18 protein-coding genes are annotated in these 25869 nt (G+C 71.8%); 12 read left to right on the top strand and 6 right to left on the bottom strand.

The window, feature by feature from the left end:
* Nucleotides 1-69 precede the first annotated feature (69 nt).
* A complete protein-coding gene (locus ABD437_RS25615; protein ID WP_344651474.1) occupies nt 70-2277 on the top strand; it encodes a molybdopterin-dependent oxidoreductase in 2208 nt (735 codons plus the stop codon).
* Here the strand turns inward: ABD437_RS25615 and ABD437_RS25610 are convergent.
* Nucleotides 2265-7916, bottom strand: coding sequence for a diguanylate cyclase (locus ABD437_RS25610; RefSeq protein ID WP_344651473.1), 5652 nt, complete (start codon nt 7914-7916; stop codon nt 2265-2267). The genes ABD437_RS25615 and ABD437_RS25610 overlap by 13 nt on opposite strands.
* 155 nt (nt 7917-8071) lie before the next feature.
* Here ABD437_RS25610 and ABD437_RS25605 point away from each other — a divergent pair, with 155 nt between their 5' ends.
* Both ABD437_RS25605 and ABD437_RS25600 read left to right on the top strand, forming a co-directional pair.
* Nucleotides 8072-9886 (top strand): substrate-binding domain-containing protein, encoded by a 1815-nt coding sequence (locus ABD437_RS25605; protein ID WP_344651472.1) that lies wholly within the window; start codon nt 8072-8074, stop codon nt 9884-9886.
* On the top strand, nt 9883-11001 hold the full coding sequence (locus ABD437_RS25600; protein WP_344651471.1) for a winged helix DNA-binding domain-containing protein: 1119 nt from the start codon (nt 9883-9885) through the stop codon (nt 10999-11001). Before ABD437_RS25605 ends, ABD437_RS25600 begins: the two co-directional genes overlap by 4 nt.
* Here ABD437_RS25600 and ABD437_RS25595 read toward each other — a convergent pair.
* Entirely contained in the window at nt 10998-11936 is a 939-nt protein-coding gene (locus ABD437_RS25595; protein ID WP_344651470.1) for a DHH family phosphoesterase, read from the bottom strand. The genes ABD437_RS25600 and ABD437_RS25595 overlap by 4 nt on opposite strands.
* A 471-nt stretch (nt 11937-12407) precedes the next feature.
* Here ABD437_RS25595 and ABD437_RS25590 point away from each other — a divergent pair, with 471 nt between their 5' ends.
* The 4 genes from ABD437_RS25590 to ABD437_RS25575 all read left to right on the top strand — a co-directional run bounded on the left by ABD437_RS25590 (nt 12408) and on the right by ABD437_RS25575 (nt 16339).
* On the top strand, nt 12408-14201 hold the full coding sequence (locus tag ABD437_RS25590; RefSeq protein ID WP_344651469.1) for a cutinase family protein: 1794 nt from the start codon (nt 12408-12410) through the stop codon (nt 14199-14201).
* A 92-nt stretch (nt 14202-14293) separates the two neighbouring features.
* Nucleotides 14294-14767, top strand: a complete 474-nt coding sequence (locus ABD437_RS25585; RefSeq protein ID WP_344651468.1) for a hypothetical protein — start codon at nt 14294-14296, stop codon at nt 14765-14767.
* Between the two features lie 148 nt (nt 14768-14915).
* On the top strand, nt 14916-16121 hold the full coding sequence (locus ABD437_RS25580; protein ID WP_344651467.1) for a cellulase family glycosylhydrolase: 1206 nt from the start codon (nt 14916-14918) through the stop codon (nt 16119-16121).
* Nucleotides 16122-16135: 14 nt separating this feature from the next.
* Complete coding sequence (locus ABD437_RS25575; RefSeq protein WP_344651466.1) at nt 16136-16339, top strand: EF-hand domain-containing protein; 204 nt, start codon at nt 16136-16138, stop codon at nt 16337-16339.
* A gap of 114 nt (nt 16340-16453) precedes the next feature.
* Here ABD437_RS25575 and ABD437_RS25570 read toward each other — a convergent pair whose 3' ends face one another.
* Entirely contained in the window at nt 16454-18004 is a 1551-nt protein-coding gene (locus ABD437_RS25570) for an amino acid permease (RefSeq protein WP_344651465.1), read from the bottom strand.
* Nucleotides 18005-18608: 604 nt separating this feature from the next.
* Here ABD437_RS25570 and ABD437_RS25565 point away from each other — a divergent pair.
* Nucleotides 18609-18875, top strand: a complete 267-nt coding sequence (locus ABD437_RS25565) for a DUF397 domain-containing protein (protein ID WP_344651464.1) — start codon at nt 18609-18611, stop codon at nt 18873-18875.
* Here ABD437_RS25565 and ABD437_RS25560 read toward each other — a convergent pair.
* Entirely contained in the window at nt 18847-19710 is an 864-nt protein-coding gene (locus ABD437_RS25560; RefSeq protein ID WP_344651463.1) for a helix-turn-helix domain-containing protein, read from the bottom strand. The genes ABD437_RS25565 and ABD437_RS25560 overlap by 29 nt on opposite strands.
* A gap of 338 nt (nt 19711-20048) precedes the next feature.
* Between ABD437_RS25560 and ABD437_RS25555 the strand changes: the two genes are divergently transcribed.
* Complete coding sequence (locus ABD437_RS25555) at nt 20049-20708, top strand: RES domain-containing protein (RefSeq protein WP_344651462.1); 660 nt, start codon at nt 20049-20051, stop codon at nt 20706-20708.
* On the opposite strand, the gene ABD437_RS25550 is transcribed toward ABD437_RS25555, so the two are convergent.
* Together ABD437_RS25550 and ABD437_RS25545 are read right to left on the bottom strand one after the other, a co-directional pair.
* The gene (locus tag ABD437_RS25550; protein ID WP_344651461.1) at nt 20705-22132 is read right to left on the bottom strand and encodes an RNA polymerase sigma factor; all 1428 of its coding nucleotides are present in this window, start codon (nt 22130-22132) and stop codon (nt 20705-20707) included. The two genes, ABD437_RS25555 and ABD437_RS25550, sit on opposite strands and share 4 nt — an antisense overlap.
* A complete protein-coding gene (locus tag ABD437_RS25545; RefSeq protein ID WP_344651460.1) occupies nt 22129-22491 on the bottom strand; it encodes a YciI family protein in 363 nt (120 codons plus the stop codon). Before ABD437_RS25545 ends, ABD437_RS25550 begins: the two co-directional genes overlap by 4 nt.
* Before the next feature lie 214 nt (nt 22492-22705).
* On the opposite strand from ABD437_RS25545, the gene ABD437_RS25540 reads away from it, so the two are divergent.
* The 3 genes from ABD437_RS25540 (at nt 22706) to ABD437_RS25530 (ending at nt 25858) form a co-directional block, all read left to right on the top strand.
* Entirely contained in the window at nt 22706-23503 is a 798-nt protein-coding gene (locus ABD437_RS25540) for an alpha/beta fold hydrolase (protein ID WP_344651459.1), read from the top strand.
* A 62-nt stretch (nt 23504-23565) separates the two neighbouring features.
* Nucleotides 23566-24231, top strand: a complete 666-nt coding sequence (locus ABD437_RS25535) for a TetR/AcrR family transcriptional regulator (RefSeq protein ID WP_344651458.1) — start codon at nt 23566-23568, stop codon at nt 24229-24231.
* 100 nt (nt 24232-24331) lie between these two features.
* Nucleotides 24332-25858 (top strand): MDR family MFS transporter, encoded by a 1527-nt coding sequence (locus tag ABD437_RS25530; RefSeq protein ID WP_344651738.1) that lies wholly within the window; start codon nt 24332-24334, stop codon nt 25856-25858.
* Nucleotides 25859-25869 lie beyond the last annotated feature (11 nt).

The raw sequence follows: 25869 nt of genomic DNA, 5'->3' as shown, positions 1-25869 counted from the left end.
CGGTGTTCGTCGAACACCGGCGATTTTGTCGGTGGGGCGGGCCAGACTGTGGTCCGGAGGTGGTCGTCAGTGGCCCGCACCGCATACCGCACCTGCCCGCTCTGCGAGGCCGTCTGCGGCCTCGAGATCACGCTCGAGGGCCGGGACGTCGTCCGGGTCCGCGGCGATCGGGACGACGTGTTCAGCCGTGGCTTCCTCTGCCCGAAGGGCGCGACGCTGGGCGAGCTCGACCAGGACCCCGACCGCCTCACCGGGCCGCTCGTCCGGCGCGGTGGCGTGCTCGAGCCCGCCACCTGGGCCGAGGCGTTCGCGGCCGTCGAGAAGGGACTCGGGCGGGTCGCCGCCGCGCACGGGCGCGACGCGGTGGCGCTCTACGTCGGCAACCCCAGCGCGCACACGCTGGCCGGTCAGCTCTACCTCGGGCCGCTGCGCAAAGCGCTGGGCACCACCAACGTCTACACCGCCGCCAGCGTCGACCAGCTGCCCAAACACGTCTCGGCCGGGCTGATGTTCGGTGACCCCACCGCGATCCCGGTGCCCGATCTGGACCGCACCGACTACCTGCTGATGCTCGGCGCGAACCCGCTGGAGTCCAACGGCAGCCTCTGCACCGCACCCGATTTTCCCGGCCGGCTCAAGGCGCTGAAAGCACGCGGCGGCCGGCTCGTCGTGGTCGATCCGCGCCGCACCCGCACCGCGGCCCTGGCCGACCGGCACCTGTTCATCCGGCCGGGCACCGATCCGTACCTCCTGCTCGGCATCGTGCACACGCTCTTCGCCGAGGAGCTGACCACCGCGGACGAACGGTTCGCCGGTGTCGAGGATCTCCGCACGCTCGCGAAGGAGTTCCCGCCGGCCGCGGTCGCCGCCGTGTGCGGCGTCCCCGCCGAGCAGATCGCGACGCTGGCCCGCGAGCTCGCCGCGGCACCCACCGCGGTCGTCTACGGCCGCATCGGCACGTCCACCGCCGAGTTCGGCACGCTGACGAGCTGGCTCGTCGACGTCGTCACCGCGCTGACCGGCAACCTCGACCGGCCGGGCGGCGGCATGTTCGGCGTCGCGCCGCACGGGCGCACCCGGTGGCGCAAGCCGTTCCGCACCGGCCGCTGGCACAGCCGGGTGCGGCACCTGCCCGAGGTGATCGGTGAGCTCCCGGTCGCCACGCTCGCCGACGAGATCCGCACGCCCGGCGAGGGCCAGGTCCGCGCGCTGGTCACGGTGGCCGGCAACCCGGTGCTCTCCACCCCCGACGGGCCCGGCCTCGACGAGGCGCTCGCGACGCTCGACTTCCTGGTCAGCGTCGACCCGTACCTGAACGCGACCACGCGCCACGCCGACGTCGTCCTCCCGCCGGCACGCATCCTCGAGTCCGGCCACTACGACGTCGCGCTGCTCGGGTTCGCGGTGCGGCGCATCGCCCGGTACTCCCCGCCCGTTCTCGAGCGCGCCGCCGACCGTCCGAACGAGTCGGAGATCCTCGCCCGGCTCACGCTGATCGCCGCCGGCCAGGGCGCGGGGGCCGACCCGGCCCAGCTCGACGAGGGCCTCATCGCCGGTGCGCTGGCCAAAGCCGTCGCCGATCCCGCCTCCCCGGTGCACGGTCGCGACCCGGCCGCGCTGGCCGCCGAGCTCACCGGGGCCGACGGCAGCGAACGCCGGCTCGATCTGATGCTGCGCCTCGGTTCGTTCGGTGACGCGTTCGGCGCCCGCCCCGGCGGCCTCTCGCTGCGCACGCTGCTCGACGCACCGCACGGCCTGGACCTCGGCCCGCTCGAGCCGGTTCTGGACGCGCTGCTGGCCACCGCGTCGGGCCGGGTGGAGCTCGCACCGGCACCGATCGTCGCCGACCTGGCGCGGCTGCGTGCCGGCCTCGGCGCCCGGCGGGACGGGTTCGTGCTGGTCGGCCGACGCAACCTGCGCACGAACAACAGCTGGTCGCACAACGTCAGCGGGCTGGCCGGGGGATCCAACCGGTGCACGCTGCAGATGAACCCGGACGACGCCGCCCGGCTCGGGTTCGAAGCCGGGCAGCAGGTGCGGGTGAGTTCCCGGGTCGGCGCGGTCACCACGGTGCTGGAGCCGAGCGCGTCGATCATGCCCGGCGTGGTCAGCCTGCCCCACGGCTTCGGTTCCGGCCTGCCGGGCACCAGGCTGCGTGTCGCCGAGCAGACCGAGGGGGTCAACGCGAACACGCTCACCGACCCGAACCAGCTCGACGCGCTGAGCGGCACCGCGGTGCTCAACGGCTTCACCGTGGAGGTGGGCTACCCGACGTGAACGCGGTTGCGGCCCGCGTGCTTGGCCAGGTACAGGCACCGGTCCGCCCGCCCGAGCAGCGCGCTGACCAGCGCGTCCGCGCTGGGGTCGCCCTCCAGGTCGCCGTCGCGCAGGTAGGTGATGCCGAGGCTGATCGTCACCGGCACCGGTCCGGCGCTGGTCGGCACCGGCTCGTCGGCCACCGCGGCGCGCAGTTCCTCGGCCACCCGCGCGGCCTCCAGCGGCCCGGCGCGCAACGTCAACACGAACTCCTCACCGCCGTAGCGCCCGAGCAGCCCGAGCCCGCGCCCGTTCTGGCGCAGCCGGGCCGCCACGACCTGGATCACCTCGTCGCCCACCTGGTGCCCGTGCTCGTCGTTGACCCGCTTGAAGTGGTCGATGTCGATCATCATCGCCGCGACCGGCCAGCTCGCCGCCCCGTCCCGCCGGCTGACCGCGACGTCCTGCACGGCCAGCTCGAAGAAGTGCCGCCGGTTGGCCACCCCGGTCAGCCCGTCGATCGTCGCGAGCCGCCGCACCTCGGCGAACAGCCGCGCGTTCTCGTAGGCCACCATGCCCTGCCCGACCAGCGCACCGGCGATCTCGGCCACGCCGTCGTCGTAGTCGTTCTCCTCCGCCGTCGCGAACAGCAGCACCCCCAGGTGCTCACCCCGGGCGATCAGCGGCAGCGCCAGCCAGCACCGCGCGTCCGGCAGCGCGTCGGTGACCAGGCGGGGCGCGTCCACCCGGCTGATCACCGGCTGGTCGGCGGCCAGCAGCCGGGCCAGCCGCCCGTCGGCGTCCATCGCCACCGGGTGCGAACCGGTCGGCACCCCCAGGCCCGAGTCGTCGGCGCCCGGCTCGTCGGCGTCGGCCACCGCGGCGAACACCGCGGCCAGGTCGTCGGTGCGGTGATGACGTCCGGTCCGGGTCGCGGCACGCACCCAGATCAGCGGCGGCGCGGGCGCGGGCTGCACCAGCCAGCCGCTGTCGCCGCCGACGACACCGAACACGACGGTCAGCAGCCGGCGGAGCACCTGCTCGGGGGTCGGCTCGAGGATCCCGGTGATCGCGGCGAGCGCGTCGCGCAGCGTCTCGGCCAGGTCGCGCTGGCGGTGCGCGGCCGAGACCGCGACCTCCAGCTGCGCGGCCCGCGCGGTCTCCAGCGCGACCGCCACGTGGCTGGTGATCGCGGTCAGCACCCCGACGTCGTCGGCGGTGAAGATGCCTTTCGCGACCCGGCTGTCGAGGTACACCACACCGAGCAGCCGCGGTTCGAGCAGGATCGGCGCGACCATGATGCTGCGCAGCCCGTGCAGGACGACGCTCTCCGCGCCCAGCGCGGCCCCCTCCTCGGTCCCGGTCACCACCAGCGCGGTGCGTGTCTGCCAGACCCGCTCGACGAGCGTCGCGCTGTAGCCGGTCAGCGTGCCGAGGTCGGCCCCGGCGGCGTCGCGCCCACCGTGCGGGCGCAGCTGCCCGGCGTCGTCGACCAGGAAGAGGAACGCGCGCTCGGCGCCGAGGATGCGGATCGTCTCGTCGAGCGCGACCGCCGCCACCCGGGACGGGTGCAGCACCCGGGACGCGGCCAGCCCGACCTGCTGGATCGCGTCGAGCCGCTGCCGGTACAGGCTGACCGCGACGCCGTCGCTCGACCGGGCCTGGGTGAGGCTCAGCCGGCCGACGTCCTCCAGGTCGAACTCGGCCGCCACCTGCCGGGCCCGGTGCGGCCACCGCTGCCCCACCGCCAGCGTGAGCGCGTACCGCGCCTGACGTGCGCTCTCACCCTCGACGCCCTGCGCCAGCAGCGCCCGGGCACGCAGCCGGGCCGCCTCGAACGCCACCAGCGGCGCGTCGACCGCGCGGAGCGCCGGCTCGGCCGCGTTGAGCGCGCGCAGCGCCCCGTCGGCGCGGCCCTCCGCGAGCCGCAGCGCGGCCCGGACGACCCGGTAGTGGGCCCGCAGCAGCGCGGTGTTCGCGACCAGCCGGAGCGTCCGGACCGCGGCCCTGGCCCGCGCGAGACGCTCGTCGTCCGGCGCCATCCGCAGCTGCTCGACCCGCCCGTAGGCCTGGTAGACGAAGAGCCCGCGCTGGATCGGGATCAGGTTCCACCACGGCACCCCGGTCGCGGCCAGGTCCTCAGCGGCCCGGTCGAACGCGGGACCGCAGTCGCCCTGCTCCACCTCGGCCAGCATCGCCGCGTAACTCACGTCGACGCGTTCCCACCGCGTGCCGGTGCCGCCGGCGCGCACCCGCTCGAGCTGGGCCGCGGCCTCGGCCGGACGCCCCTGCAACGCCAGCAACCCGACGTGACAGGCGTGCACGGTGGTGCTCAGCGCACCGGCCCCGTCGCTGGCCTCGACGAGCGCCTGCCTGCGGGCGAACACGTCCTCGGCGCCGGTGACGTCGCCGCGCAGCAGCGTGTCCCAGCACAGCACCGAGAGCAGGTCGATGCGGCGACCGGCGTCGAGCCACCGGGCCCGGCCGGCCAGCACCTCGCGGACCCGCTCACCCTGGTCGAGGCCGAAGAAGTGGCGGTCGAGGGCCTCCAGCCAGTCGACGAACGCGATCAGCTGCGGGTCACCGACCCACGCGGCGGTGCGGTGCGCGCGCCGGGTCAGCCACCGCCCGACCGGACGCAGCCCGGCCACGAACGCCAGGTGCGCGGCGGCGGCGCTCATCCGGGCGCTCTCCTGGCCCCGGCCGATCCGCGCGGTCAGGAACACCCCGCGCAACGTGAACGCGAGCGCGACCGTCGGCCGCAGTTGCCGGGCGTACGCCAGCGCCCCGATGTCGTAGAGCTCGGTCAGCAGCCCGTACAGCTCACGCCGGGTGCCGCGGACACCGCCGTACCCGATCCGCACGACGCTCATCAGGCAGCCCAGCAGCGCGGTGCCGACGGTGGACGCCACCAGCACGAACGGGTTCTCCGGCAGCGGGTGGCCGAGCACGGCCAACGCCTCGTCGACCGCGCTCACCTGCCGGTCGGTGGCCCACGTGCTGTCGTGCACCTGGGCGACCAGCGCGAGCACCCGGGCGCGCTCCATCGGGTCGGCCGCCCGCCGATGGGCGATCTCCAGCGTCCCCAGCGCCTCCCGGAAGTGCCCGGTGCGGTGCTGCGCGCGGCCGAGCGTCAGGAGGAAGCCGGCGTCCGGGATGAGACCGGCGCGCGCCGCGGCGGACGCGGCGGCCTCGAGAAAGCCCACCGCCTCGGCCGGCGCGTGTTCGGTGAGGGCCAGCCGGCCCGCCACGGCACAGGCTTCGAAGAGGTCGACGTCGGGCGAGCCGTCGTCGGCGAGCTGGCGGTGCCGCGCCCGGGCGTAGACCGTGGCCGGCACCGACCCGGACGGCGACGACGCCGCCTGCCCGGCGAGCACGTCGGCGATCCGGGCGTGGACGCCGCGCAGCGTCGCCGGGTCGAACTGGGCCAGCAGCGCCTCGCGGATCCGGTCGTGCAGGAACTGGAAGTTGTCGCCGTCCCGCCGCTCCAGCAGGTGACGCCAGGCCGCCGCGCTGGCGACCTCGATCGCGCGCCGGCGGGCGATGCGCCCGACCTCGGCGACCAGCCCCGGATCGAAGTGCGGGCCGAGCGCCGCCGCGATGCCCAGCAGCTGCCTGCTCTCCTCGTCCAGCCCGCGCAGCCGGTCGAGCACGAGCTCGACGGCGTCCAGCGGCAACTCGACGTCGTGCAGCAGGTCGGGGTCGATCTGCCAGGTGCCCCAGGACGGGCGGGCCAGCCCGGCGTCGACGATCGCGGTGAGGAACTGCAGCAGCGTGAACGGGTTGCCGTCGCTGCGTGCGGCCAGCGCGGCCGCGGTGGGGGAGTCGATCCGGATGCCGCTGGTCATGCCGAAGACGAGTTCGGCGATGGCGGCCGGCGCCAGCGGTTCGAGCCGCACGGTGAGGTCCAGCGCGGGCCCGAGCGCGTTGCGTGCGGTGGCCAGCTCGGCGGCGTGGCCGGGGTCGTCGCGACAGGTGCCCAGCACGAGGACCGGTGCGTCCGGCAGTTCGTCGGCCAGCTGGCGCAGCACCCGGCCGGTCGCGTCGTCCATCCAGTGCAGGTCGTCGAGGTGCAGCACCAGGCCGCCGGCCGAGCGGGCCAGCGCGGCCAGGAACCCGGCCACCGCTCCGGACAGCGGCTGGTCCCGTTCGTCGGCGAGCGGGGGAGCGGCGTCGACGAGCGCGCCGAGCGCGGGGGACAGCCCGTGCAGCAGCGGGGCCGCCGGACCCGCGGCCGCGGTGAGGTCGACGGCGGCCGCGACCCGCCGGGCCGGGGGCAGCGCGCGCACGGTGGCGACGTAGTCGTCCAGCGCGGCCCGTAACGGCGCGAGCGGGAGCGAGGCGTCCGGGTCGCACTTCCCGGAGAGCACCAGCCCCCGGTTCGCGGTGACCGCCCCGGTCAGCTCGGCGGTGATGCGGCTCTTGCCGCTGCCGGGCGGGCCGGTGACCAGCACGGCACCACCGGCGGGCGGGCCGGCGCCGGTCGCGGCGTCGCGCACGCGTTGCCACCGGGCCGCGAGCGCGCCGAGTTCGGCGTCCCGGCCGACCAGCGGGCTCTCCGACTTCACCGCGACCGGGTGGTCGTCGGCGCCGAGCGTGAACCGGTCCGCCCCGGACGCGATCCGCCGCAGGTCGGCGACCAGGCCCGCACCGCTCTGGTAGCGGTCGTCCGGGTCCTTGGCCAGCAGCCGCAGGATCACCGCGCCCAGCGCCGAGGGCAGGTCGCGCCGGGTCACCAGCGGGTCCGGCGGTGGCACCGTCGCGTGCATCCGCAGCAGCGCGCCGACGTCGTCGGACGCGAACGGCGGGGCGCCGGTGGCGCACTCGAACAGCACGGCGCCGAGCGCGTAGAGGTCGGCCCGGCCGTCGACCGGCCGGTGCAGCATCCCGGACTGTTCCGGGGCGCAGTAGAGCATCGTCCCGGCCACCGTGCCGTCCGGCGGCGCCCCCAGCCGCGACGCCATGCCGAAGTCGATCAGGCGGGCCTGTGGCGCGACGTGCCCGACGCCGCCGCTGACCAGGATGTTCTCCGGCTTGATGTCGCGGTGCACCAGCCCGGCGCGGTGGGCGGCGGCCAGCGCGTCGGCGACGTCGATTCCGATCGCCAGCAGCGTGCCGACGTCGAGCGGGCCGTCGGCGAGCACCTGCGGCAGCCGGTCGCCCTCGACGAGGTCCATCACCAGATAGGGACGCCCGTCGGCGGTGCCGACCTCGTGCACCCGCGCGAGGCCGGGATGCGCGATGCAGGCGAGCAGGGCGGCCTCGCGCCGGAACGCCCGCTCGCCCGCGTCGTCCTGGTCCCCGCCCGTACCGTCGGACGCGGGCGGGCGCTCCCGGGCGATCTTCATCGCGTAGACGCCGTCGCCCCGGCGGACCCGGTAGGCGACCGTGCGGCTCCCGCGGCCCAGCTCGCCGAGGATCTCGTACCCGGCCGAGGCCTGGGTGGCCTTCGCCGCCGCGGCCGCGCGGACGTCGGGTTCGCGGACGTCCACGGTCGGGACGCCGCCGGTGGGCACCTCGATCGACGGCCGGGGCGCCGGTAAGGGGCCGCTGGGCACGGTGAGGGTCGGTGCGTCCGCCTCGTCCGGCGTCGCAGCGATCGCGCGCAGGCGGTCCAACCCCAGTAGGACGCCCGCGTCGTCGTGGCGGTCGAGCGACACCCGCGCTCCCGATAGCTCGCTGTTGGCTGTCGGAGCGTACCGACTCGTTCGCGATCGTGGAGTTGCAGACGATGAAAGTTGCCCCTGTTTCTATTGGGATTCGGTAGCTGTCCTCCTCTGGTCCGTATGCGAGCCGATCGGGTACCTTCCCGCTCATGGCGCGTGGTCGGCACCGCACCGCGGTGGTTCTCCGCCAACAGGCGTCCGTCGCGGCGGCGTCCCACCCCGGCGGACGACGCTGGTGGGCACGGCCGTGGCTGGCCGCGGCGATCGTCCTGGTCCTCGTCTTCGGCGCGCTCACGTTCGCGTACGTGCGCCGCTCCGGCGAGTGCGCCGGCGATCCGGTGGTGCTCTCCGTCGTCGCCTCGCCCGATCAGCAGGGCGTCGTGCGTGAGCTGGCGTCCTCCTGGCAGCGCGAGGACCACAACTTCGACGGGCACTGCGGCGAGATCCGGGTCCGGGGGCAGGAGTCCGCCGCGGTCGGCCAGGCGCTGACCCCGAGCCAGAACGGCGCGGCCGAGAACGACCGGGTCGACGTCTGGATGCCCGACTCGTCGACGTGGATCACCAGCGCCGCCGCCCGGCCCGGCATGAGCCGCCTGTTCGCCTACGACCGTCCGAGCGTGGCGTCCTCGCCGATCGTGCTCGCCGCCCCGCGGCCGATGGCCAGCGCGCTCGGCTGGCCGAAGCAGGCGATCTCCTGGACGAAACTGGGCCTGCAGCACATCAACGGCACCACCTGGAGCGACTTCGGCCGCCCGGAGTGGGGCGCGCTGCGCCTCGGCGTCGGTGACCCGCGCCAGTCGACGGCCGCGCTCGGCACGCTGCTCTCGGTCGTCGACGCCGACATGAACGGCCAGGTCAGCGAGGAGGAGCTGCACAACGCGCTGATGCTCTCCCGGGCCAACACGCTCGACCAGCCCACGTCGGCGGCGTACCTGGCCGGGCTGCGTGCGACGACCGACCCGGGCGCGCTGCTCACCGAGGCCGGCCTCTTCCCGGCCACCGAGCAGCAGGTCGCCGCGTACGACCGGGACAGCCCGGCGGTGCCGCTGGCCGCGGTGCAGCCGGCCGAGGGAACGGTCTTCGCCGACTACCCGTACGTCACGCTCGCCGCGTCCTGGGTCGACCCGATCCGGCAGCGGATCGCGGCCAGCTTCCTGGACGTGATCCAGAGCGACGCCGGGCGCCGGGCGTACGGGCGGGCCGGCTTCCGCGACCCGGAGCGCACCACCCGCTACTCGCGTGACCTGCAGCCGGTGCTGGGGATGGGCGGCCCGGTCTCCGACCGCACCCGCGGCCTGCCCGACGACGAGGCGATGACCAAGACCCTCGTGTTCTGGTCCGCGCTGCAGCGCAAGTCCAACGTGCTGGCCGCCGTCGACACGTCCGGTTCGATGACCGACCCCGCCCCGGACGGGAAGCAGACCAGGATCCGGGTCGTGCAGGAGGCCTGCCTGCGGGCCATCGCCCTGTTCAGCCCGGAGTCCGGCGTGGGCCTGTGGCGGTTCTCGACCAAGCAGGACGGGGCCAAGGACTACCGGCAGCTGGTGCCGATCGGGCCGATCAGCGGCGCGCTGCCCGACAAGACGCCCCGCCGGGCGGCGCTGGAGACCGCGATCCGCCGCGACCTGACCCCGAAGGGCGCCACCGGCCTCTTCGACACCACGCTCGCCGCCTACCAGTACGTGCAGAAGAACTGGCAGCCCGGCCGGCTCAACCTGCTGGTGATCCTCACCGACGGGCGCGACGAGAAGAACGGCGGCCTGACCCGCCCGCAGCTGGTGCAGAAGCTGCGTCAGGTGATGAAGCCCGACCGGCCGGTGCAGGTCATCGCGATCGGTTTCGGCAGCGACGCCGACCTGAACGAGCTGCGCGTCATCACCGCCGCGGTGGGCGGCAAGGCGTACCGGGCCGACAGCGGGAGCGACATCGACCGCATCTTCCTCTCCACGCTGGCGCCGCAGTGACCGCCGGGCGGATCTCGCGGCGCGCGCTCAACCGCGCCACGCTCGCCCGGCAGTTCCTGCTCGAACGGACCGACCTCCCGGTCGACGCCGTCGTCGAACGCCTCGCCGGGCTGCAGGCGCAGACGCCGCACTCCTGGTACTACGGGCTCTGGGCCCGGATCGCCGGCCTCTCGGCCCTCGACGTCTCGGCCGCGCTCACCGAGCGGCGCGTCGTCCGGCTGGCGTTGCAGCGTTCCACGATCCACCTGGTGTCGGCGCGTGACTGCCTGGCCTGGCGTCCGCTGTTGCAACCGATGATCGTCCGCGCGTCGCTCAGCCAGTACCGGCGCAAACTCGAGGGCGTCGACCTGGACGAGCTCACCGCGCTCGGCCGCACGCTGCTGGCGGAGCAGCCGCTGACGTTCGCGGCGCTGGAGAAGCGCCTCGCCGAGCGCTGGCCCGGACACGACCCGCACGCGCTGTCGTACGCGGTGCGCGCCTACCTCACGCTGGTCCAGGTGCCGCCGCGCGGCACCTGGGGCGGGTCCGGCCCGATCAGTGGCCCGATCGCGCACACCACGGCCGAGGCGTGGCTCGACGCACGGGTGCCGGCCGCGAGCCCCGACGAGCTGGTGCTGCGCCACCTCGCGGCGTTCGGCCCGGCCGGGGTGAAGGACACCCAGGTCTGGTCGGGCCTCACCCGGCTGCGTGAGGTCTTCGAGCGGCTCCGGCCCGCCCTGGTCGTCCACACCGACGACGAGGGCGTCGAGGTGTTCGACGTCCCGGACGCACCCCGGCCCGACGAGGACACGCCGGCCCCGGTGCGGTTCCTGTACGACTTCGAGAACCTGCACCTGTCCTACGCGCAGCGCACCCGCTTCCAGACGCCGGAGACGGCGGCGGCCCGGGAACGCACGTTCACGAAGAACGGGGTGCTGCCGGGCACGATCCTGATCGACGGCGAGGTCCGCGGGGTCTGGGTGCTCACCCGCGAGCGCGGTGGCGTCACGCTGACCGTGCGGCCGCTGGTGCCCTGGTCGGCGGCGGACGCCGAGGCGATCGAGGCCGAGGGCGCCGGGCTGACGGCGTTCGCGAGCGCCGGACCGGCGACGCTAGTGGTGGGCGAGCCCGTCTAGACCGAGACCGTGCGTGGTGCGCTGACCGCGTCGATCACCTCGGCCAGCACCCGCTCGGCGTCCTCGTGCGGCACCTGGCAGGTACCGGCGGCGACGTGCCCGCCACCGCCGTACTTCAGCATCACCGAACCGATGTCCACCGGCGACGTGCGGTCGAGGATCGACTTGCCCGCCGCGAGCACGGTGTTCTGTTTCTGACGTCCCCACATGACGTGGATCGAGACCCGGGCCTGCGGGTAGAGCGCGTACACCAGGAACCGGTTGCCGGCGTAGATCGTCTCCTCGTCGCGCAGGTCCAGCACGACGACGTCGCCGTGCATCGTGCCGACCCGGTTGAGCTGGTCGACGAAAAACTTGTGGTGGGCGTTGAAGAGGTCGGCCCGCTCGGCGACGTCGGGCAGGTCGAGGATGTCCTCGACGTCCTGGTGCTCGATGCAGGCGTCGATGAGCTTCATCATCAGCTGGTAGTTCGAGATCCGGAACTGGCGGAACCGGCCCAGCCCGGTGCGGCTGTCCATCAGGAAGTTGAGCAGCGTCCAGCCGGTGGGGTCGAGGACCTCCTTGATGTCGTACTGCGCGGAGTCGGCGCGGTCGACCGCGTCCATGATCTCCGCCGACACCGTCGGGAACCGCTCGTTGCCGCCGTAGTAGTCGTAGACCACCCGGGCCGCGGACGGCGCCTCCGGGTCGATGATGTGGTTCTCGGCGTCGCCGGTGTTGCGCAGCGTCTCCGAGTGGTGGTGGTCGAAGACCAGGTGGGCGCCCGGCGCGTACGGCAGGTTGGTGAGGATGTCCCGGTCGCTGACCTCGAACGTCCCGTCCTGGACGTCTTTCGGGTGCACGAACGTGATCTCGTCGACGAGGTCGAGCTGGCGCAGCAGCACCGCGCACACCAGGCCGTCGAAGTCGCTACGGGTCACCAGGCGGTACGACATGAGAGCCCCTCGGGACGCCAGTTCCTATCTTCGGCCAGATCGGCAGCGGGGCCGGACGCCTGAACGTTTCTCCGGGGTAGTCCGGGCCGGGGCTGCGCCCGGTCCGGTGCGGAACGCGAGCGGATGTGCAATTCCCGGTAATTCAAATACGTGATGTGGTTGATTCTTCTGGGGCTCCCGGGGGTCGGGAATTGTTCTGCCGGAAATTGCGCTGAGTCACGGATAACCGAGCTCGAGTGCTGATTTTTGTCCAGCTTGGACCTGATATATCCCGTGGATGACGTGCTCCCATCCTCCGTCCGGGCCGGTACGAAATCGATCGTGCGCGCCATTTTCCGCGCCGAACAGAGGAAGGGATAGCGGGGTATTCGCCGGTCGGGGCGCCATAAGCTGCCGCGGGTCGGTTGGGTGATTCCCTGGCCAGCCGGCCCACCTATTCCGTTAGCCACCCCTCGGCGAACCAGGTCGGTCGTGTCTCAGCTCTTGCCTCACGCGTGGCGTCTGCGGGCGCTCGCGGTCGTCACCCTGCTCGCCGGGGTCGTGCTGGCGGGCGGGCCCGCTCCGGCGCTCGCCGGCAACTCCGGCTGCGGCGAGGTCGCGGTCGTGTTCGCTCGCGGCTCGGGCCAGGGGCTCGCGCAGCGGGAGAGCGCCGTGTTCCTCCGCGCGCTCTCCGGCCGGCTCGGCGACGACGTCAGCGCCACCGCGTACGAGCTCGGGTCGGCGTCCTACGGCGGGGCGCGGTACCCGGCGGTCGGCGTGGGCGTCGACAGCGGTGACGCGTTCGCCAACCTGCTGGACGCCGGGGCGTTCTGGACCGGGAACGAGGGCCACCGGTACCGGGCGAGCGTGGCCGCCGGGGTCACCGAGCTGCGTGCGTACCTGGCGCAGCGGGTGCGGACGTGCCCCACCGAGCGCCTGGTGCTGGGCGGGTACTCCCAGGGCGCCCAGGTCGTCGGCGACGCGCTGGCCGGTCTCGGTCGCGACCTGCGTGACCGGGTGGCGTTCGTCGGCCTGTTCGGCGATCCGAAACTGTCGCTCCCGGAGGGGCGCGGCATCTTCCCGGTGGGCTGCCGCGGCAAGTCGCTGTCACCGTGGCGCCGGGGTACGGCCAGCTGTTACACCGACAACGGCATTCTCGACGCCCGCTCGCCGTACGTCCCCGCGGACGTGGCGACGCGGACCGGGTCATGGTGCGACCGGGACGATCCGATCTGCAACAGCAACCTCGCGGACTTCGTGCACTCCACGCACGGTCGGTACGCCCAGCCGGGGCGGGCGGTGGAGCAGGCGGCGCTCGAGGCGGCGGGTGCGGTGCGCAGCGCGCTCGGAGAGCGCGGCGAGAGCATCGACGTGGCCGCGAACCCGGCGGCTCCGGCCGGGCCGACGCCGTCACCGGCGCCGACGCCGCCGCCCGCCGCCGGTACTCCCGCGGCCGGCGGTGACCGTCCGGCGGCGTCCGGCCCGGTGCCGTCGGTGACCGGGTCTCCGTCGTCGACGCCGCCGACCGGCGGACCGGTCACCACGCTGGTGCTCGACGAGTACTGGACGCAGCCCCGGAGCGCGGTGACGTTCGCGGTCGCGGGGCCGCCGGACGCCACCTACCACTGGGACTTCGACGGCGACGGAACGGTCGACCGCACGACGGACCGGCCGACCGTGGACCACAGCTATCCGGAGCCGTTCACCGGCCGGGTCCGGGTCGGGGTCGACGCCGCCGACGGCGCGGAGCTGCTCGCGAGCGCGGCCGTGCACGTCGACCGGGTGGGGTTGGGGCGGCGGCTCCCGTCCGGGCCCACGGGCGTCACCGTCCGCGCCGCGTACGGGGCCGACGGGGCGATAGTGCGGTGGACCCCCGGCGCCGACGCCGGCCGCGTCGACGCGTGGCGGGTCCACGACGCCGAGGGGCGGCTGCTCGCCCACGTCCCGGGCTCGGCACGCCAGGCCGACCTGGCCGCACTTCCCGACCGCACCACCGCGCTGACCGTCGAGGCGGTGAACGAGTTCGGCCGGAGCGCACCGGCCGTGGCGGTGCCGCGCGGAGCCGGGTCCTCGCGGTTCACCGCGGTACCGGCGGGGCAGCGGGCCGCCGGGCGGCGTCCGAATCGGGTGGTGCCGGTTGCGCGGGCCGCCGACGCGGAGCCGGAGCTCGCGACGGGCCTGGTCGTGGCGGCCGGGGCGCTGCTGGCGGCCACCGCGGGGACGCTGGTGACGCTCGCGCTGCGCACCCGTCCGGCCGGTCGGCACCGCCGCTCACGCAGTTTCTGAGACCGGAATGAACACCCAGCGCGTTCGCTACGTAACTCATTGAAGAGGCGTTGCTATACAGGTGACGCGGGTACGGGGGAGCAGGAGACAGCATGAGCCAGGCCCGACACGCGATCGACGTGGAACCGCGCTACCGCTCGTGGATACTCGCCGCGGCGACGTCGATGGCCGTGGTGGCCGTCGGGGTCGGTGGGGCGGTGTTCACGCTGGGCGGTGGCGGCGAGTCGGACGTCGTCGCCGCCGCGAACCGGTTCCGGCCGCTGGCCGGCTGGTGGCAGGTCGAGATCGAGGACCGGTCGGGCGCCGGCTGCCTCGACTCGGGGTGCCCGATGTCGGTGCGGCGCTGGCAGGCCGAACGACCGCCGACCCCCGGTGAGCTGCGTCGATCGATCGAGGCCGCCGGCTGGGAGCGCCCGGGCGTCGATGGGGACTGCCGCCCCACCGGAAACCGCACGGGCGCGTTCCCGCTCTGCACGGCCGAGGCGTCCGGCGAGGGCATGCGGCTCACGCTCACCGTGCAGCAGGCGGAGAGCTTCGACGTCACGATGACGGTGGAATCGCGCTGATCGCACCCCGGGCGCACCCGTTCCGCACCCTCTGAGCGTGGTCCCGGGAGCGGCAACCGTCCTACTCCCGTCGAGCTTCTCTCCTCGCAACCCAACCTGCCGAACTTGTCTATCGAGAGGCAGTCAAGGGATGAATTGAGGGGCGAGGATGAAGCTGAAGCTGGCAGCCGCCGTCATGGCCGTCGGTGGCCTGGTGGGAGGGGCCATCGGTGGCACCGCGCAGGCGGCGACCACGGCGATGACCACCAAGCCCACCGCCGACGCCTCGGCGAAGAAAAAGAAGAAGACGACGGCGGTGGTGGCCGCGGAGGCGGGCACGGCCGTCACGGCCACCAAGGTTCCGCAGCTGGGCGTGCAGATGCACGCGATGTGGGAGATGTACTGGAACGGCCAGACCCCGAACGCGATGTTCGACAAGCACCTCAACGCGCTGGCCGCGAACAAGGTGCAGATCGTCCGCGTCGACATGGGTTGGTCGGCGAGCCAGCCGACGAAGGCCGCGCCGGACGCCAACTCGTGGCACAACAAGCGGCTGAGCATCGCGATCGACCGCATCCGCGCCAAGGGCCTGAAGGTCTTCCTGACCCTGCACCAGTCGCCGGAGTGGGCCCGCCCGGGCACCGGCAGCAACCTCATGCAGCTCCCCAAGGACCCGAACTCGATCCGACCGTGGATGACGTTCATGGCCAAGACGTACGGCGCGCGCATCGCGGGCATCGAGGTCTGGAACGAGCCGAACCTGGTCGAGTTCACCGGCATCGCCGACGCGGACGCCCGCGTCAAGCGGTTCGTCGCCGTGCTCAAGGCGTCGTACGCCGGTATCAAGGCCGGTAACAAGTCCGTGCCGGTGATCTTCGGTGGCACCGCGCAGACCGACGACGTGTTCATCAAGGCCGCGTACGCCGCCGGCGCCAAGGGCGCGTTCGACATCATGGCCGTGCACCCCTACCAGGGCAACCAGACCAAGGCTCCGGAGTCGACGGACATCACCGGCAAGTCGCGCATCACCAACATGCCGGCCGTGATCGCGGCGATGAAGGCCAACGGTGACGGCACGAAGCCGATCTGGTGGACCGAGTTCGGTACGTCCGTGCACTCGAACGCGGGCATCAAGCAGACCTGGTTGTTCGGCGTGGCCAGCGACCACATCGCCGGTGACTACATGGTCCGCTCGTTCAAGCTCGCCGCCGCGCAGTACCCGCAGGTGCAGGTCGGTACCGTCTACACGGCGTACCGTCCGTCCGCCGGCATCTCGGCCCACCAGTACGGCTACCGCCTGCTCGAGGCCGACGGCACCGTGCACGAGCAGCTGAAGATGCTCAAGTCGATGCGGGAGTCGACGGCGTCGCGTTGATTAGTCTGTGCGTCGTGACTGACTATTCGACGACATTCAGCCTGATCGACCTCGACAACGACGGTCTGATCTCCGCCGCGGAGCTGGTCCAGGTGACCGGGGCGCTGGGCGATCCGATCACCGAGGAGGACGCGGTGGCCGCGGTGGCGCGGGTCGACGCCGACGGCGACGGCAAGATCTCGCTGGAGGAGTTCACCGCGTACATGTCAGCGCGATGACATCGGCTCCGTCCGGTAGCTGATCGAGCGCGGTGGGTAACCGAGGCATCCTCGATACAGAGCACAACGGAAGCCATGGGCCGGGGACGTCAAGGGACTCCCCGGCCCGTTCGGCTACAGGGGCGCTTCGTCGATCGTCCGGCGTGGACCGGTGAACCACGTCCTCGCCGACGTGAACCACCAGATCGTGATCGCCAGCAGCACCGCACCGGTCACGATCGGCGCGTAGTTGACGTCGAACCAGCTGAAGCCGTCGCTGAACGGAACCCCGCCGGGCACGATCGGCAGGCAGAAGTAGATGCTGATCACGACGATCTCGATCGCGGCGACGACGTTCATCCACCGGTAGTTGTTGCCGAGGCTCCACGGTCCGGGTTGGAACGTCGAGCCGGCCCGCAGCCGGTAGTAGATCGGGATGAGGAACGCCAGGTACAGCCCGATCACCGCGACGCTGACGACCGCGTAGAACGCGACCGGGATGCCGGCCGGGCTCTTGTACAGCGCGGGCAGCGTGATGAGCACGCCGGCCGCGGCGCCGCCGAGCACCGCGTTCACCGGGACGCCGGTCGTCGGCGAGACCTTGCTCCAGAGCCTGCGCCCGGGAACCGCGCCGTCACGGCTGAACGCGTAGCCCATCCGGGACAGGCTCGTCATCGCCGCGATGCCGCAGAACACCTGACCGATCGTGGCGATGACCATGACCAGCTTGAACAGCGCCGGCGACAACGCCGACGAGAAGATCGCGATGACGCTGCCGACGCCGTAGCCGTTGTCGGGCGAGTTGATGAAGCCGACGTCCTTCGCGGCCCAGAGGAACGCGAGCAGCAGCAGCCAGCCGCCGATCGCCGAGTAGAAGATGCTCGTCCAGATGCCCCGGGCGACGCTCCGGCTCGCGGCCTGGGTCTCCTCGGACATGTGCGCGGACGCGTCGAACCCGGTGATCGTGTACTGCGTGAGCAGGAAGCCGAGGGGCAGCACGTAGAACCAGAAGGACTGGTCGCCGAAGCCGGAGTTGTTGATGCGCTCGGTGAAGATGAAGCTCGCGTCCTGGTGGCCCTTGGACGCGAACAGCAGCACCAGGATGATGACCGCGGCGCCGACCACGTGCCAGCCCGCGCTCACGTTGTTGATCAGCGCCAGCAGGTGCGAGCTGAAGATGTTGAGCACGCAGACCAGCACCATGAGGATCGCGAACCAGAAGAACTGCTGGTTCAACGCGTCCCCGCCGAACGTGTCGGCCCATCCCGGCCAGAACAGCGTCAGCGTGATGTTCCAGAACCCCGCGCAGGCGTAGACGACGCTGGCCGTCACCGCGATGAGGCCGACGAGGTTCAACCAGCCGGTGTAGAACCCGGCCGCCGGCCCACCGAGCCGCGCCGCCCACCAGTAGATCCCACCCGCGGTGGGGTAGGCCGAGCCCATCTCGGCCAGACAGAGCCCGATGATCAGGATGAAGACGCTGATCAGCGGCCACCCGAGCGAGATCGCGATCGGCCCGCCGTTGTTCCAGGCCTGCGCGAACGTGGTGAAGCAGCCGGCCAGGATCGAGATGATCGAGAAGCTGATCGCGAAGTTGGAGAACCCGGACCAGGTCCGGCGGAGTTCCTGCTTGTAGCCCAGCTCCGCGAGTCTCGCTTCGTCGGAGTGTTCGTCGGCGACGGCCATCACGCCTCCTCGTACAGCGGGGGAACTGCGAGGGAGAACTGTGCGGCCCACCGGGAAACCGGACACGCCGCTCAGAGCGTTATAGCCCCTCCACGCCGAGCGGGGAAGCGATCACTACAGCGCGTGATCCGGCGTCGCTACCTCTGAATCTCTTGCGGTTGCTTTCCGTAGCACTTAGGGACGTGCCCATAAGAAGCCGCGTCTCGCAATGGTTGATTGGCGTCTACCGTTTACGAATTGATCTCAGGGTGAGTTCTACTATTCGTGGAAGAACGGAATGGATTCGCCTGCGCGGGGCCGGTGCCGAAGGTTCGGAGGCAAGCTATAGTTTGCTTCGAGCGTTACCTCAGATGCTCCGGAGCGAGGCTTTCATCGGAACGAATTGAGATCGGCAATGGACCGTGATCCAGCGTGCCGGCGGTCGATCGAGCGCGCGGCCCAGTACGTGAACAATGTTCGCGTAGGGCTTCGCGGGGTCGAATCGGTGTAGCCCGGGCCGTGCCTGACCGCGGTTCCGTCGAATGACGCACCCGCGGGCGTTCTTGTCCGCGGGTCCTTACCCGCGTGTTCGTGGCGCGTGCATAACCAAAGAACTCCGTGGCAGATGGGAACAATGATGTCCAAGTTACCTGGTGAATTGGGTGACGGACGTACGCCCTGGGGCTTCGAGTCCGAATTTTCTTGGCGAAAGTCATCTCGCTGTTCCCACGGCGAGTGCGTGTGGGCCGGCGTGCCGGCCCGCGGGTTCGTCGCGGTGCGGGACGACCGGGCCGCGCTGGTCGTCAGCGCTTCCGCGTGGAGCGCGTTCCTCGATGGAGCAAAAGCCGGGGAATTCGACCCGGCTAGAGCGAACGGTGAATATCGCGGATGAGGTCAATGGTTCCGGCCGGGTCGAGCGCGACGTTCAGGATTCGGGTGAAAGAGTCCCGGAACCGTTCGAGATCGGCCACCGACGAGAAGAATGTCGACCCGGCCAGGCTGTCGACGTAAACGCGATCGCGAACCGCGTCGCCGAACGACAGAATGGTGAAGAGGCTGTCCATTCCGGGATGGGCTCCGGAGTTGAACGGAATGGCGTGGAAACGGACCCGGTCCTGTTCGGACAGCGCCGCGAGATAGGCCAATTGTGTACGCATGGTATTGGTTCCGCCCACCACGCGGCGTAGTGACGCCTCGTCGACGACGAACGTCAGCTCGGCGCCGCTCGCCTCCGAGTCGACGACCTGTTCTCGGCGCATCTGCCGGATGTGCACCTGCTCTTCGATCCAGTCGCCGGGAGCGTTCGGGCGAAAAGTCCGTACCAGCGCCCGGGTGTAGTCCGCGGTTTGTAGCAACGCGGTGATCGTGGACGTCTTGTAGTCGTCGATCCGGCGGGCGGCTTGTTCCAGCTCGGCGAACTCGACCCACGGAACGCTCGACCCGGCCACGTGCCGGTACGTGCTGCTCTGGCGGCTCTCGGCCGCCCAACGGACCAGCTCAGCTCGTTCGTCGTCGTCGATTCGGTAGAGGGTGCAGAGCTGCTCGAGATCCTTGAGCTGGATGGGGCGCGTGCCGGTTTCGATTCGCGAGAGCTTCGACGCCGAGAAGTCGAGTCGGTCGAGGACCTCGGCGGTGGTGAATCCGGACGAGCGTCGATGTCGGCGTAGCGCGGCCGCGACGGCCAGGCGTCGCAGCGTGGGAGAGGACGAGGACTCGGCGTCAGTCATGCTGTCCTCCTGATCGAGCAGCTTTCTGACCGAGTAAGCGACCCCTCGGTCGTACCGCACCGGGGGTCGATGCCGCGCAATTCCGTTGGCAATTTCCATTCATCTTGCCAGGAGGTCAGCGGCAAGTCACTATGAGATCAGCTCAATACATGTTCCGGGTGTGTCGCGCCGCTTGTGGGCCCGGTGCGACAGGCGAGTCGTCGGTAGACGGCACTATTTCTGCGTCGGGCGGGGGCGCCGGAAATGAAATTGGGTCGAGCTGATGAGGACGCCTCAGTTCGCACCCGCGGCAGCTCCCTGCTCTTCGGTGGACTGACTCGAATCGAAGGGCCAGGTGTGTGTTTCATGTTCGAAAGTTTCGCCCGCGGAGGCGGACATCCAGGTACACACGGAGACGAGCGGTGGGAGGAGCGTGGCAGGTGCTCCTTTATCGCGTAATCCCTCATGTATCTGGCGTTCAGCCAGGGTTACCGGGCCACGCGCTCCACGTCAGCCCTCGGCAGGGGGACGGGCGGTTCGACAACCCGGCGCATTACCGGATCACCTACTTCGCGCTCGAAGCCAGTGGTGCGGTCGGCGAGTCGTTCGGCGACGTTCCGGACTGGACCCGTCAGATGTTCAGCCCGGAATGCACACCGGGAAGCGTGAGCGCGCTGGTGACGTACCGGTTGGCCGACCGCGTCCGGCTGCTCGAACTCGACAGCGCCCCCAACCTCGCTGAGCGTGGCCTCCGTCCCAGTCAGGTCATCGAACGGAACCGCTCCGCGAGTCAGACCTGGGCCCTGCGGATCTACGGGGAACGCAACCAGCGCGGCGACCGGCTGTGGGACGGCGTCCGCTGGTGGAGTTACCACCGGCCGGCGTGGCGGATCGTGGGGTACTGGGGCGAGGAGCCGCCCGCGGTGCTGAAGATCGAGCCGCTCGACCTGGACCATCCGGCGGTTGTCGACGCCGCGTTCGAACTGGGGCGTGCGGTGGGAGCGGCACGGGCGGGCTAGCCGCCGGCCAGGCGGGAGGCGCGGGTGTTCAGGTAGCGCTGTTCGGGGCGGCTGAGGGTGCGGCGGGCGGCCTCGCGGTAGGCGGCCCTCGCGCCGGCCGGGTCGCCGGCGAGCTCCAGCAGGTGGGCTCGGACGGCGTGCCAGCGGTGGTGCCGATCGAGTTGCGGTCGCAACGTGTCCAGGAGTTCCAGCCCGGCCTGCGGGCCGTGTACCTGGGCCACGGCCACGGCCCGGTTCAGGGTGACCATCGGGCCCGGTTCGAAGCGTTCCAGCAGCGTGTAGAGGGCGACGATCTGCGGCCAGTCGGTGTCGGCGGCGGATGGGGCCTCGGCGTGCACCGCGGCGATCGCGGCCTGGAGTTGGTACGGGCCGAGCGGTGCGACCGGGAGGGTTTCGGTCAGCAGCGCGACCCCCTCGGAGATCAGGGCGCCGTCCCAGGACAGTCGGTCCTGGTCGGCGAGTGGCACCAGGTCCCCGTCGGCGCCGAGCCGCGCCGGGCGGCGGGCCTCGGTGAGCAGCATCAGCGCGAGCAGCCCGGCCACTTCGCCGGCCGCACCAGCCAACTCAGCGCCCCCACGAGACCCAGCACCGCCGGAACCAGGCCCGCTGCCGTCGGAGCCGCTGCCGTCGGAGCCACTGCCGTCGGAGCCACTGCCGTCATTGGAGCCGCCGCGCCCGCCGGGGGTGCCGTGCCCGCCGGGAGTGCCGCGCCCGCCGGGGGTGCCGCCCGTGTCGGAGGCGCCGCCCCCGCTAGCCCCTGCGCTGGGGTGCGCACCGGTCGGTAGGGACGCGCGGATCGCTCTCGTCAGGCGGATTGCCTCCGCGGTCAGGTCGGCGCGGTGCAGTGCCGGGCCCGCCGTCGCCACGTAACCCTCGTTGAAGATCAGATACAGCACCCGCAGCACCACCGACAGCCGCTGGGCCCGATCCTCCGGCGGCGGCAACACGAACTCCGCCCCCCGAAGTCGGGCCTTCGCCCGGGAGATGCGCTGCGCCATCGTCGCTTCCGGCACCAGGAACGCGGCGGCGACCTCGGCGGTGGTGAGGCCACCGACGGCACGCAGCGTCAGAGCGGCCTGCGTGGTCGGCGAGAGCGCCGGGTGGCAGCACAGGAAGAACAGCGTCAGCGTGTCGTCGGTGCCCGGGACGGGCGGTGGTTCCTCCGGCGCGGACACGAGCTCCCGGCGTTGGCGCGCCGACTCGCTGCGGAACGTGTCGGTGAGCCGGCGGGCCGCCACCGTGACGAGCCAGGACCGCGGATTCTCCGGCACCCCCTCGGTGGGCCACTGCCGGAACGCGGCCAGCAGCGCTTCCTGCACCGCGTCCTCGGCGGCGTCGAACTGCCCGTGCCGGCGGACCAGGGCGCCGAGGACCTGCGGCGCACAGGCACGCAACAGGTCCTCCAGGCCGGGGGCTCCGGTCACATCTCCAGACCCGCCTCGGCCATCACCGGCCGGATCTCGATCGCGGTGTACGCGGCGTCCGGGACCTTCGCGGCCAGCGCCACCGCCCGCTCCGGGGTCTCGCAGTCGACCGCGTAGTAGCCGGCCAGGAACTCCTTCGCCTCGACGTACGGCCCGTCGGTGGCGTCCACGGCGCCGCCGCGCACCCGCACGGTGGTGGACGCCGACGGGTCGGCCAGCGCGACGAAGCCCAGCAGCTCGCCGCTCTCCTTCAGTTCGGCCGAGAACGCGTCGTGACCGGCGAAGACCGCGTTCCTCTCCTCCTCCGAGAGCGCCTCGAACACGGCCGGGTTCGTCTGGATCAGCAGCAGGTACTTCATCGTTGGCTCCGAACTCTCGGGGAGGGCCTGACGCGAGGGGGTCGGAGCAGCCGGCGGCTCCTCGACGTGCCCGGTGCATGACCTGCGTCACACGCACGAGCAGGCCCATCCTGCCGGACCCGACCCGCGACACGCTCACGGGCACTGACGCCGCGGTGACCGATTTGCCTGGAAAGCTCGGAACGCGCACCGAGACCGAAGGGAACCACTGACCATGGACACCGTTCTCTCCGCCGACGGCACCCCGATCGCCTTCGACCGCTACGGCAGTGGACCGGCGGTGATCCTGGTGGGAGGCGCGTTCCAGCACCGGGCGATCGACCCGGGCACCGCCGAACTGGCCCGGCTGCTGGCCGAGGACCACGCCGTGTACCACTACGACCGGCGGGGCCGCGGGGACAGCGGCCAGGGCGCCACCCCGCACACGCCCGAACGCGAGATCGACGACCTCGCCGCGCTGGTGGAGCACGCCGGTGGCACCGCGGCGCTCTACGGGATGTCGTCGGGGGCGGCGCTCGCGCTCGACGCCGCGGCCCGCCGCCCCGCGGTGAACGCCGTCGCCGTGTACGAGCCGCCGTTCGTCGTCGACGCGAGCCGCAAGCCGATCGCCGACGACCTGCAGCCCCGCCTCGAGCGCCTGGTGATGACCGATCAGCGCGACGGAGCGGTGGAGCTGTTCCTGGTGGAGGCCGTGGGTGTGCCGCTGAAGGCGGTGCGGGGAATGCAGCACGCGCCGGCCTGGGCGGCGATGGAGAGCGTGGCGCACACGCTGGCCTACGACGTCGCGCTGCTCGAGGACGCGGTGACCGGTGGGCCGCTGCCACTGCACCGCTGGGCCTCGGTGACGGTGCCCGTGCTCGTGCTGGACGGGGGAGCGAGCCCGGAGTGGGCCGGGAGCGCGGCCGACGCGCTGGCCGGCGTGCTGCTCGACGCCTCGCGGCGGACCCTGCCCGGTCAGACCCATGACGTCGACGCCTCCGTGTTGGCTCCGGTTCTCCGCGCGTTCTTCTGATGCACGCCCAGCAATAGTGCAGAGAATAAAGATTTGCAGGGACTGCAATCAAGATCTAGGGTGTGGCTGTGCACAACGAGGGGCTCCGGCTGCGGAAGAAGCAGCAGACGCGTACCGCGCTCGCCGATGCGGCGCTGCGGCTCGTCGCCGAGCGGGGCCTCGACCAGGTGACAGTGGAGGAGATCAGCGCGGCCGCTGACGTCTCGCCGCGCACGTTCTTCAACTACTTCGCCACCAAGGACGACGCCGTCTTCGGCACGATGCTCGACGGCAGCGACCGGATCCGGGAGACGGTCACCCGCGCACCGGCCGACCGGCCGGTGTGGGACGTGATCTGGGCGGCCTACCGCGAAGAGGCGGTGGAGCTCGAGTCCGACGCCGAGCGGCTCAAGCTGCGGATGGCGGTGTGCAACAGGAACCCGTCGATGCTCGCCCGGCTGGTCGAATCCGGCTCGGCCGCCGAACTCGCCCTCGCCGAAGCCCTCGCCGAGCGTCTCTCCGGCAACCCACCCGGCCCCGACGGCTCGCCCCCGCCCGACGGCACGCACACGCCCCACGATCCCGCCCCCGAGGGGTACTCGTTGCTGCTCGCGGTCACCGCGGGCAGTGCGCTGCGTGTCGCGATGATGCGCTGGGCCCTCGGCACCGGTGACGAGTCACTCATCGCGCTCGTCGACGAGGCGTTCGGCGCCCTCTCCACCGGCTTCGCCGCCACGCACCACCCCTGAACCCCTGTCTCACGAGAGAGAAACGCGCGTGACCACCACCAGCTCCCCGGGGCCCGCTGACACCGTCGGCACCGAGTTACCGGCCGGGCCCCCCGCGAGGATGTCGCGGCGCGGGGTCCTCCAGGCGCTGTCCGGCCTGATGATGGGCCTGTTCGTCTCGATCCTCGCCTCGACGGTCGTCTCCAACGCGCTGCCCCGCATCATCGCCGACCTGAACGGCAGCCAGTCCGTCTACACCTGGATCGTCACCACCGAGCTGCTCGCGATGACCGCGACCACCCCGCTCTGGGGCAAGCTCGCCGACCTCTACAGCAAGAAACTGCTCATGCAGCTCTCGCTGACGATGTTCGTGATCGGTTCGCTCGTGGCCGGCCTCACGCCCAACGTCGAGGTGCTGATCCTCAGCCGGGTCATCCAGGGCATGGGCGCCGGCGGGGTCACCGCGCTCGCGCTGATCGTGATGGCCGCGATGATCCCCCCGCGTGAGCTCGGCCGGTACTCCGGCATCTTCGGCGCCGTCTTCGGCGTCGGGACGATCGCCGGCCCGCTCATCGGCGGTCTGCTCGTCGACACGTCCTGGCTCGGCTGGCGCTGGTGCTTCCTGATCGGTGTCCCGTTCGCGCTGATCGCGATCGTGCTGCTGCAGCGCACGCTCAACCTGCCGGTCGCGAAGAAGGACGTGAAGATCGACTGGCTCGGCGCCCTGCTGATCACGGCCGGCGTCTCGACGCTGCTGATCTGGTCGACGCTGGCCGGCGACAAGTTCGAGTGGGCGTCGGCCTGGACGGCCGGCCTGGTCACGCTGGCCGTGGTGCTGCTCGTGCTGTTCGTGGTGGTCGAGGCGCGGGTGGCCGAGCCGATCATCCCGCTGGGTGTGTTCCGCAACCGCACGGTCTCGCTGACGACGATCGCCAGCGCGCTCGTCGGCGTCGCGATGTTCGGTGGCACGGTGTTCCTGAGCCAGTACTTCCAGGTGGCGCTGGGCAAGTCGCCGACCGTCGCCGGTCTGATGAGCCTGCCGCTGATCTTCGGTCTGCTCTCCTCGTCCACGATCGCCGGCGCGCTGATTACGAAGTACGGCAAGTGGAAGGTGTACCTGCTCGCCGGCGGCGTGATCATGGTGATCGGCATGGGGCTGCTCGGCACGATCGGTGCCGACACCAGCGTCCCGATGCTCTCGCTCTACATGTTCGTGCTCGGCGTCGGCGTCGGGTTGCTCATGCAGAACCTGGTGCTGGCCGCGCAGAACGACGTTCCGGCGCGTGACCTGGGCACCACCACCTCGGTGCTGACGTTCTTCCGCAGCCTGGGCGGCGCGGTCGGGGTCAGCGCGCTCGGCGCGGTGCTCGCCAACCGGGTGACGACGCTGACCACCGAGAAACTCGGCCCGGTGGCCGGCGGCGGTGACGGCTCGGCCGAGGTTCCCGACCTGTCGACGCTGCCGCCCGCGGTGCTCCGCGTCATCCAGGACGTGTACGGCGAAGCCACCGCCGACCTGTTCCTCGTCGGCGCGCCGATCGCGGCGTTGGCGCTGGTCGCCGTACTGTTCGTGAAGGAGAAGCCGCTGGCGACGCTCAGCGGTGACGAGCGCCTCGCCCGCGAGCAGGCCGGCCTTCCCGGGCATTGATCCCGAGCCGG

The organism is Cryptosporangium japonicum (assembly GCF_039524755.1).
GTDB classification, from domain to species: domain Bacteria; phylum Actinomycetota; class Actinomycetes; order Mycobacteriales; family Cryptosporangiaceae; genus Cryptosporangium; species Cryptosporangium japonicum.
This window is presented reverse-complemented; position numbering and strand designations above follow the sequence as displayed.

Excerpts from the sequence above, each read along its gene's own strand:
- ABD437_RS25540 (WP_344651459.1), top strand. The coding sequence starts at position 22,706 with ATGGACACCGTTCTCTCCGCCGACGGCACCCCGATCGCCTTCGACCGC.
- ABD437_RS25595 (WP_344651470.1), bottom strand. The coding sequence starts at position 11,936 with ATGTCGTACCGCCTGGTGACCCGTAGCGACTTCGACGGCCTGGTGTGC.
- ABD437_RS25545 (WP_344651460.1), bottom strand. The coding sequence starts at position 22,491 with ATGAAGTACCTGCTGCTGATCCAGACGAACCCGGCCGTGTTCGAGGCG.
- ABD437_RS25565 (WP_344651464.1), top strand. The coding sequence starts at position 18,609 with ATGGGAACAATGATGTCCAAGTTACCTGGTGAATTGGGTGACGGACGT.
- ABD437_RS25570 (WP_344651465.1), bottom strand. The coding sequence starts at position 18,004 with ATGGCCGTCGCCGACGAACACTCCGACGAAGCGAGACTCGCGGAGCTG.
- ABD437_RS25560 (WP_344651463.1), bottom strand. The coding sequence starts at position 19,710 with ATGACTGACGCCGAGTCCTCGTCCTCTCCCACGCTGCGACGCCTGGCC.
- ABD437_RS25605 (WP_344651472.1), top strand. The coding sequence starts at position 8,072 with ATGGCGCGTGGTCGGCACCGCACCGCGGTGGTTCTCCGCCAACAGGCG.
- ABD437_RS25580 (WP_344651467.1), top strand. The coding sequence starts at position 14,916 with ATGAAGCTGAAGCTGGCAGCCGCCGTCATGGCCGTCGGTGGCCTGGTG.
- ABD437_RS25585 (WP_344651468.1), top strand. The coding sequence starts at position 14,294 with ATGAGCCAGGCCCGACACGCGATCGACGTGGAACCGCGCTACCGCTCG.
- ABD437_RS25530 (WP_344651738.1), top strand. The coding sequence starts at position 24,332 with ATGTCGCGGCGCGGGGTCCTCCAGGCGCTGTCCGGCCTGATGATGGGC.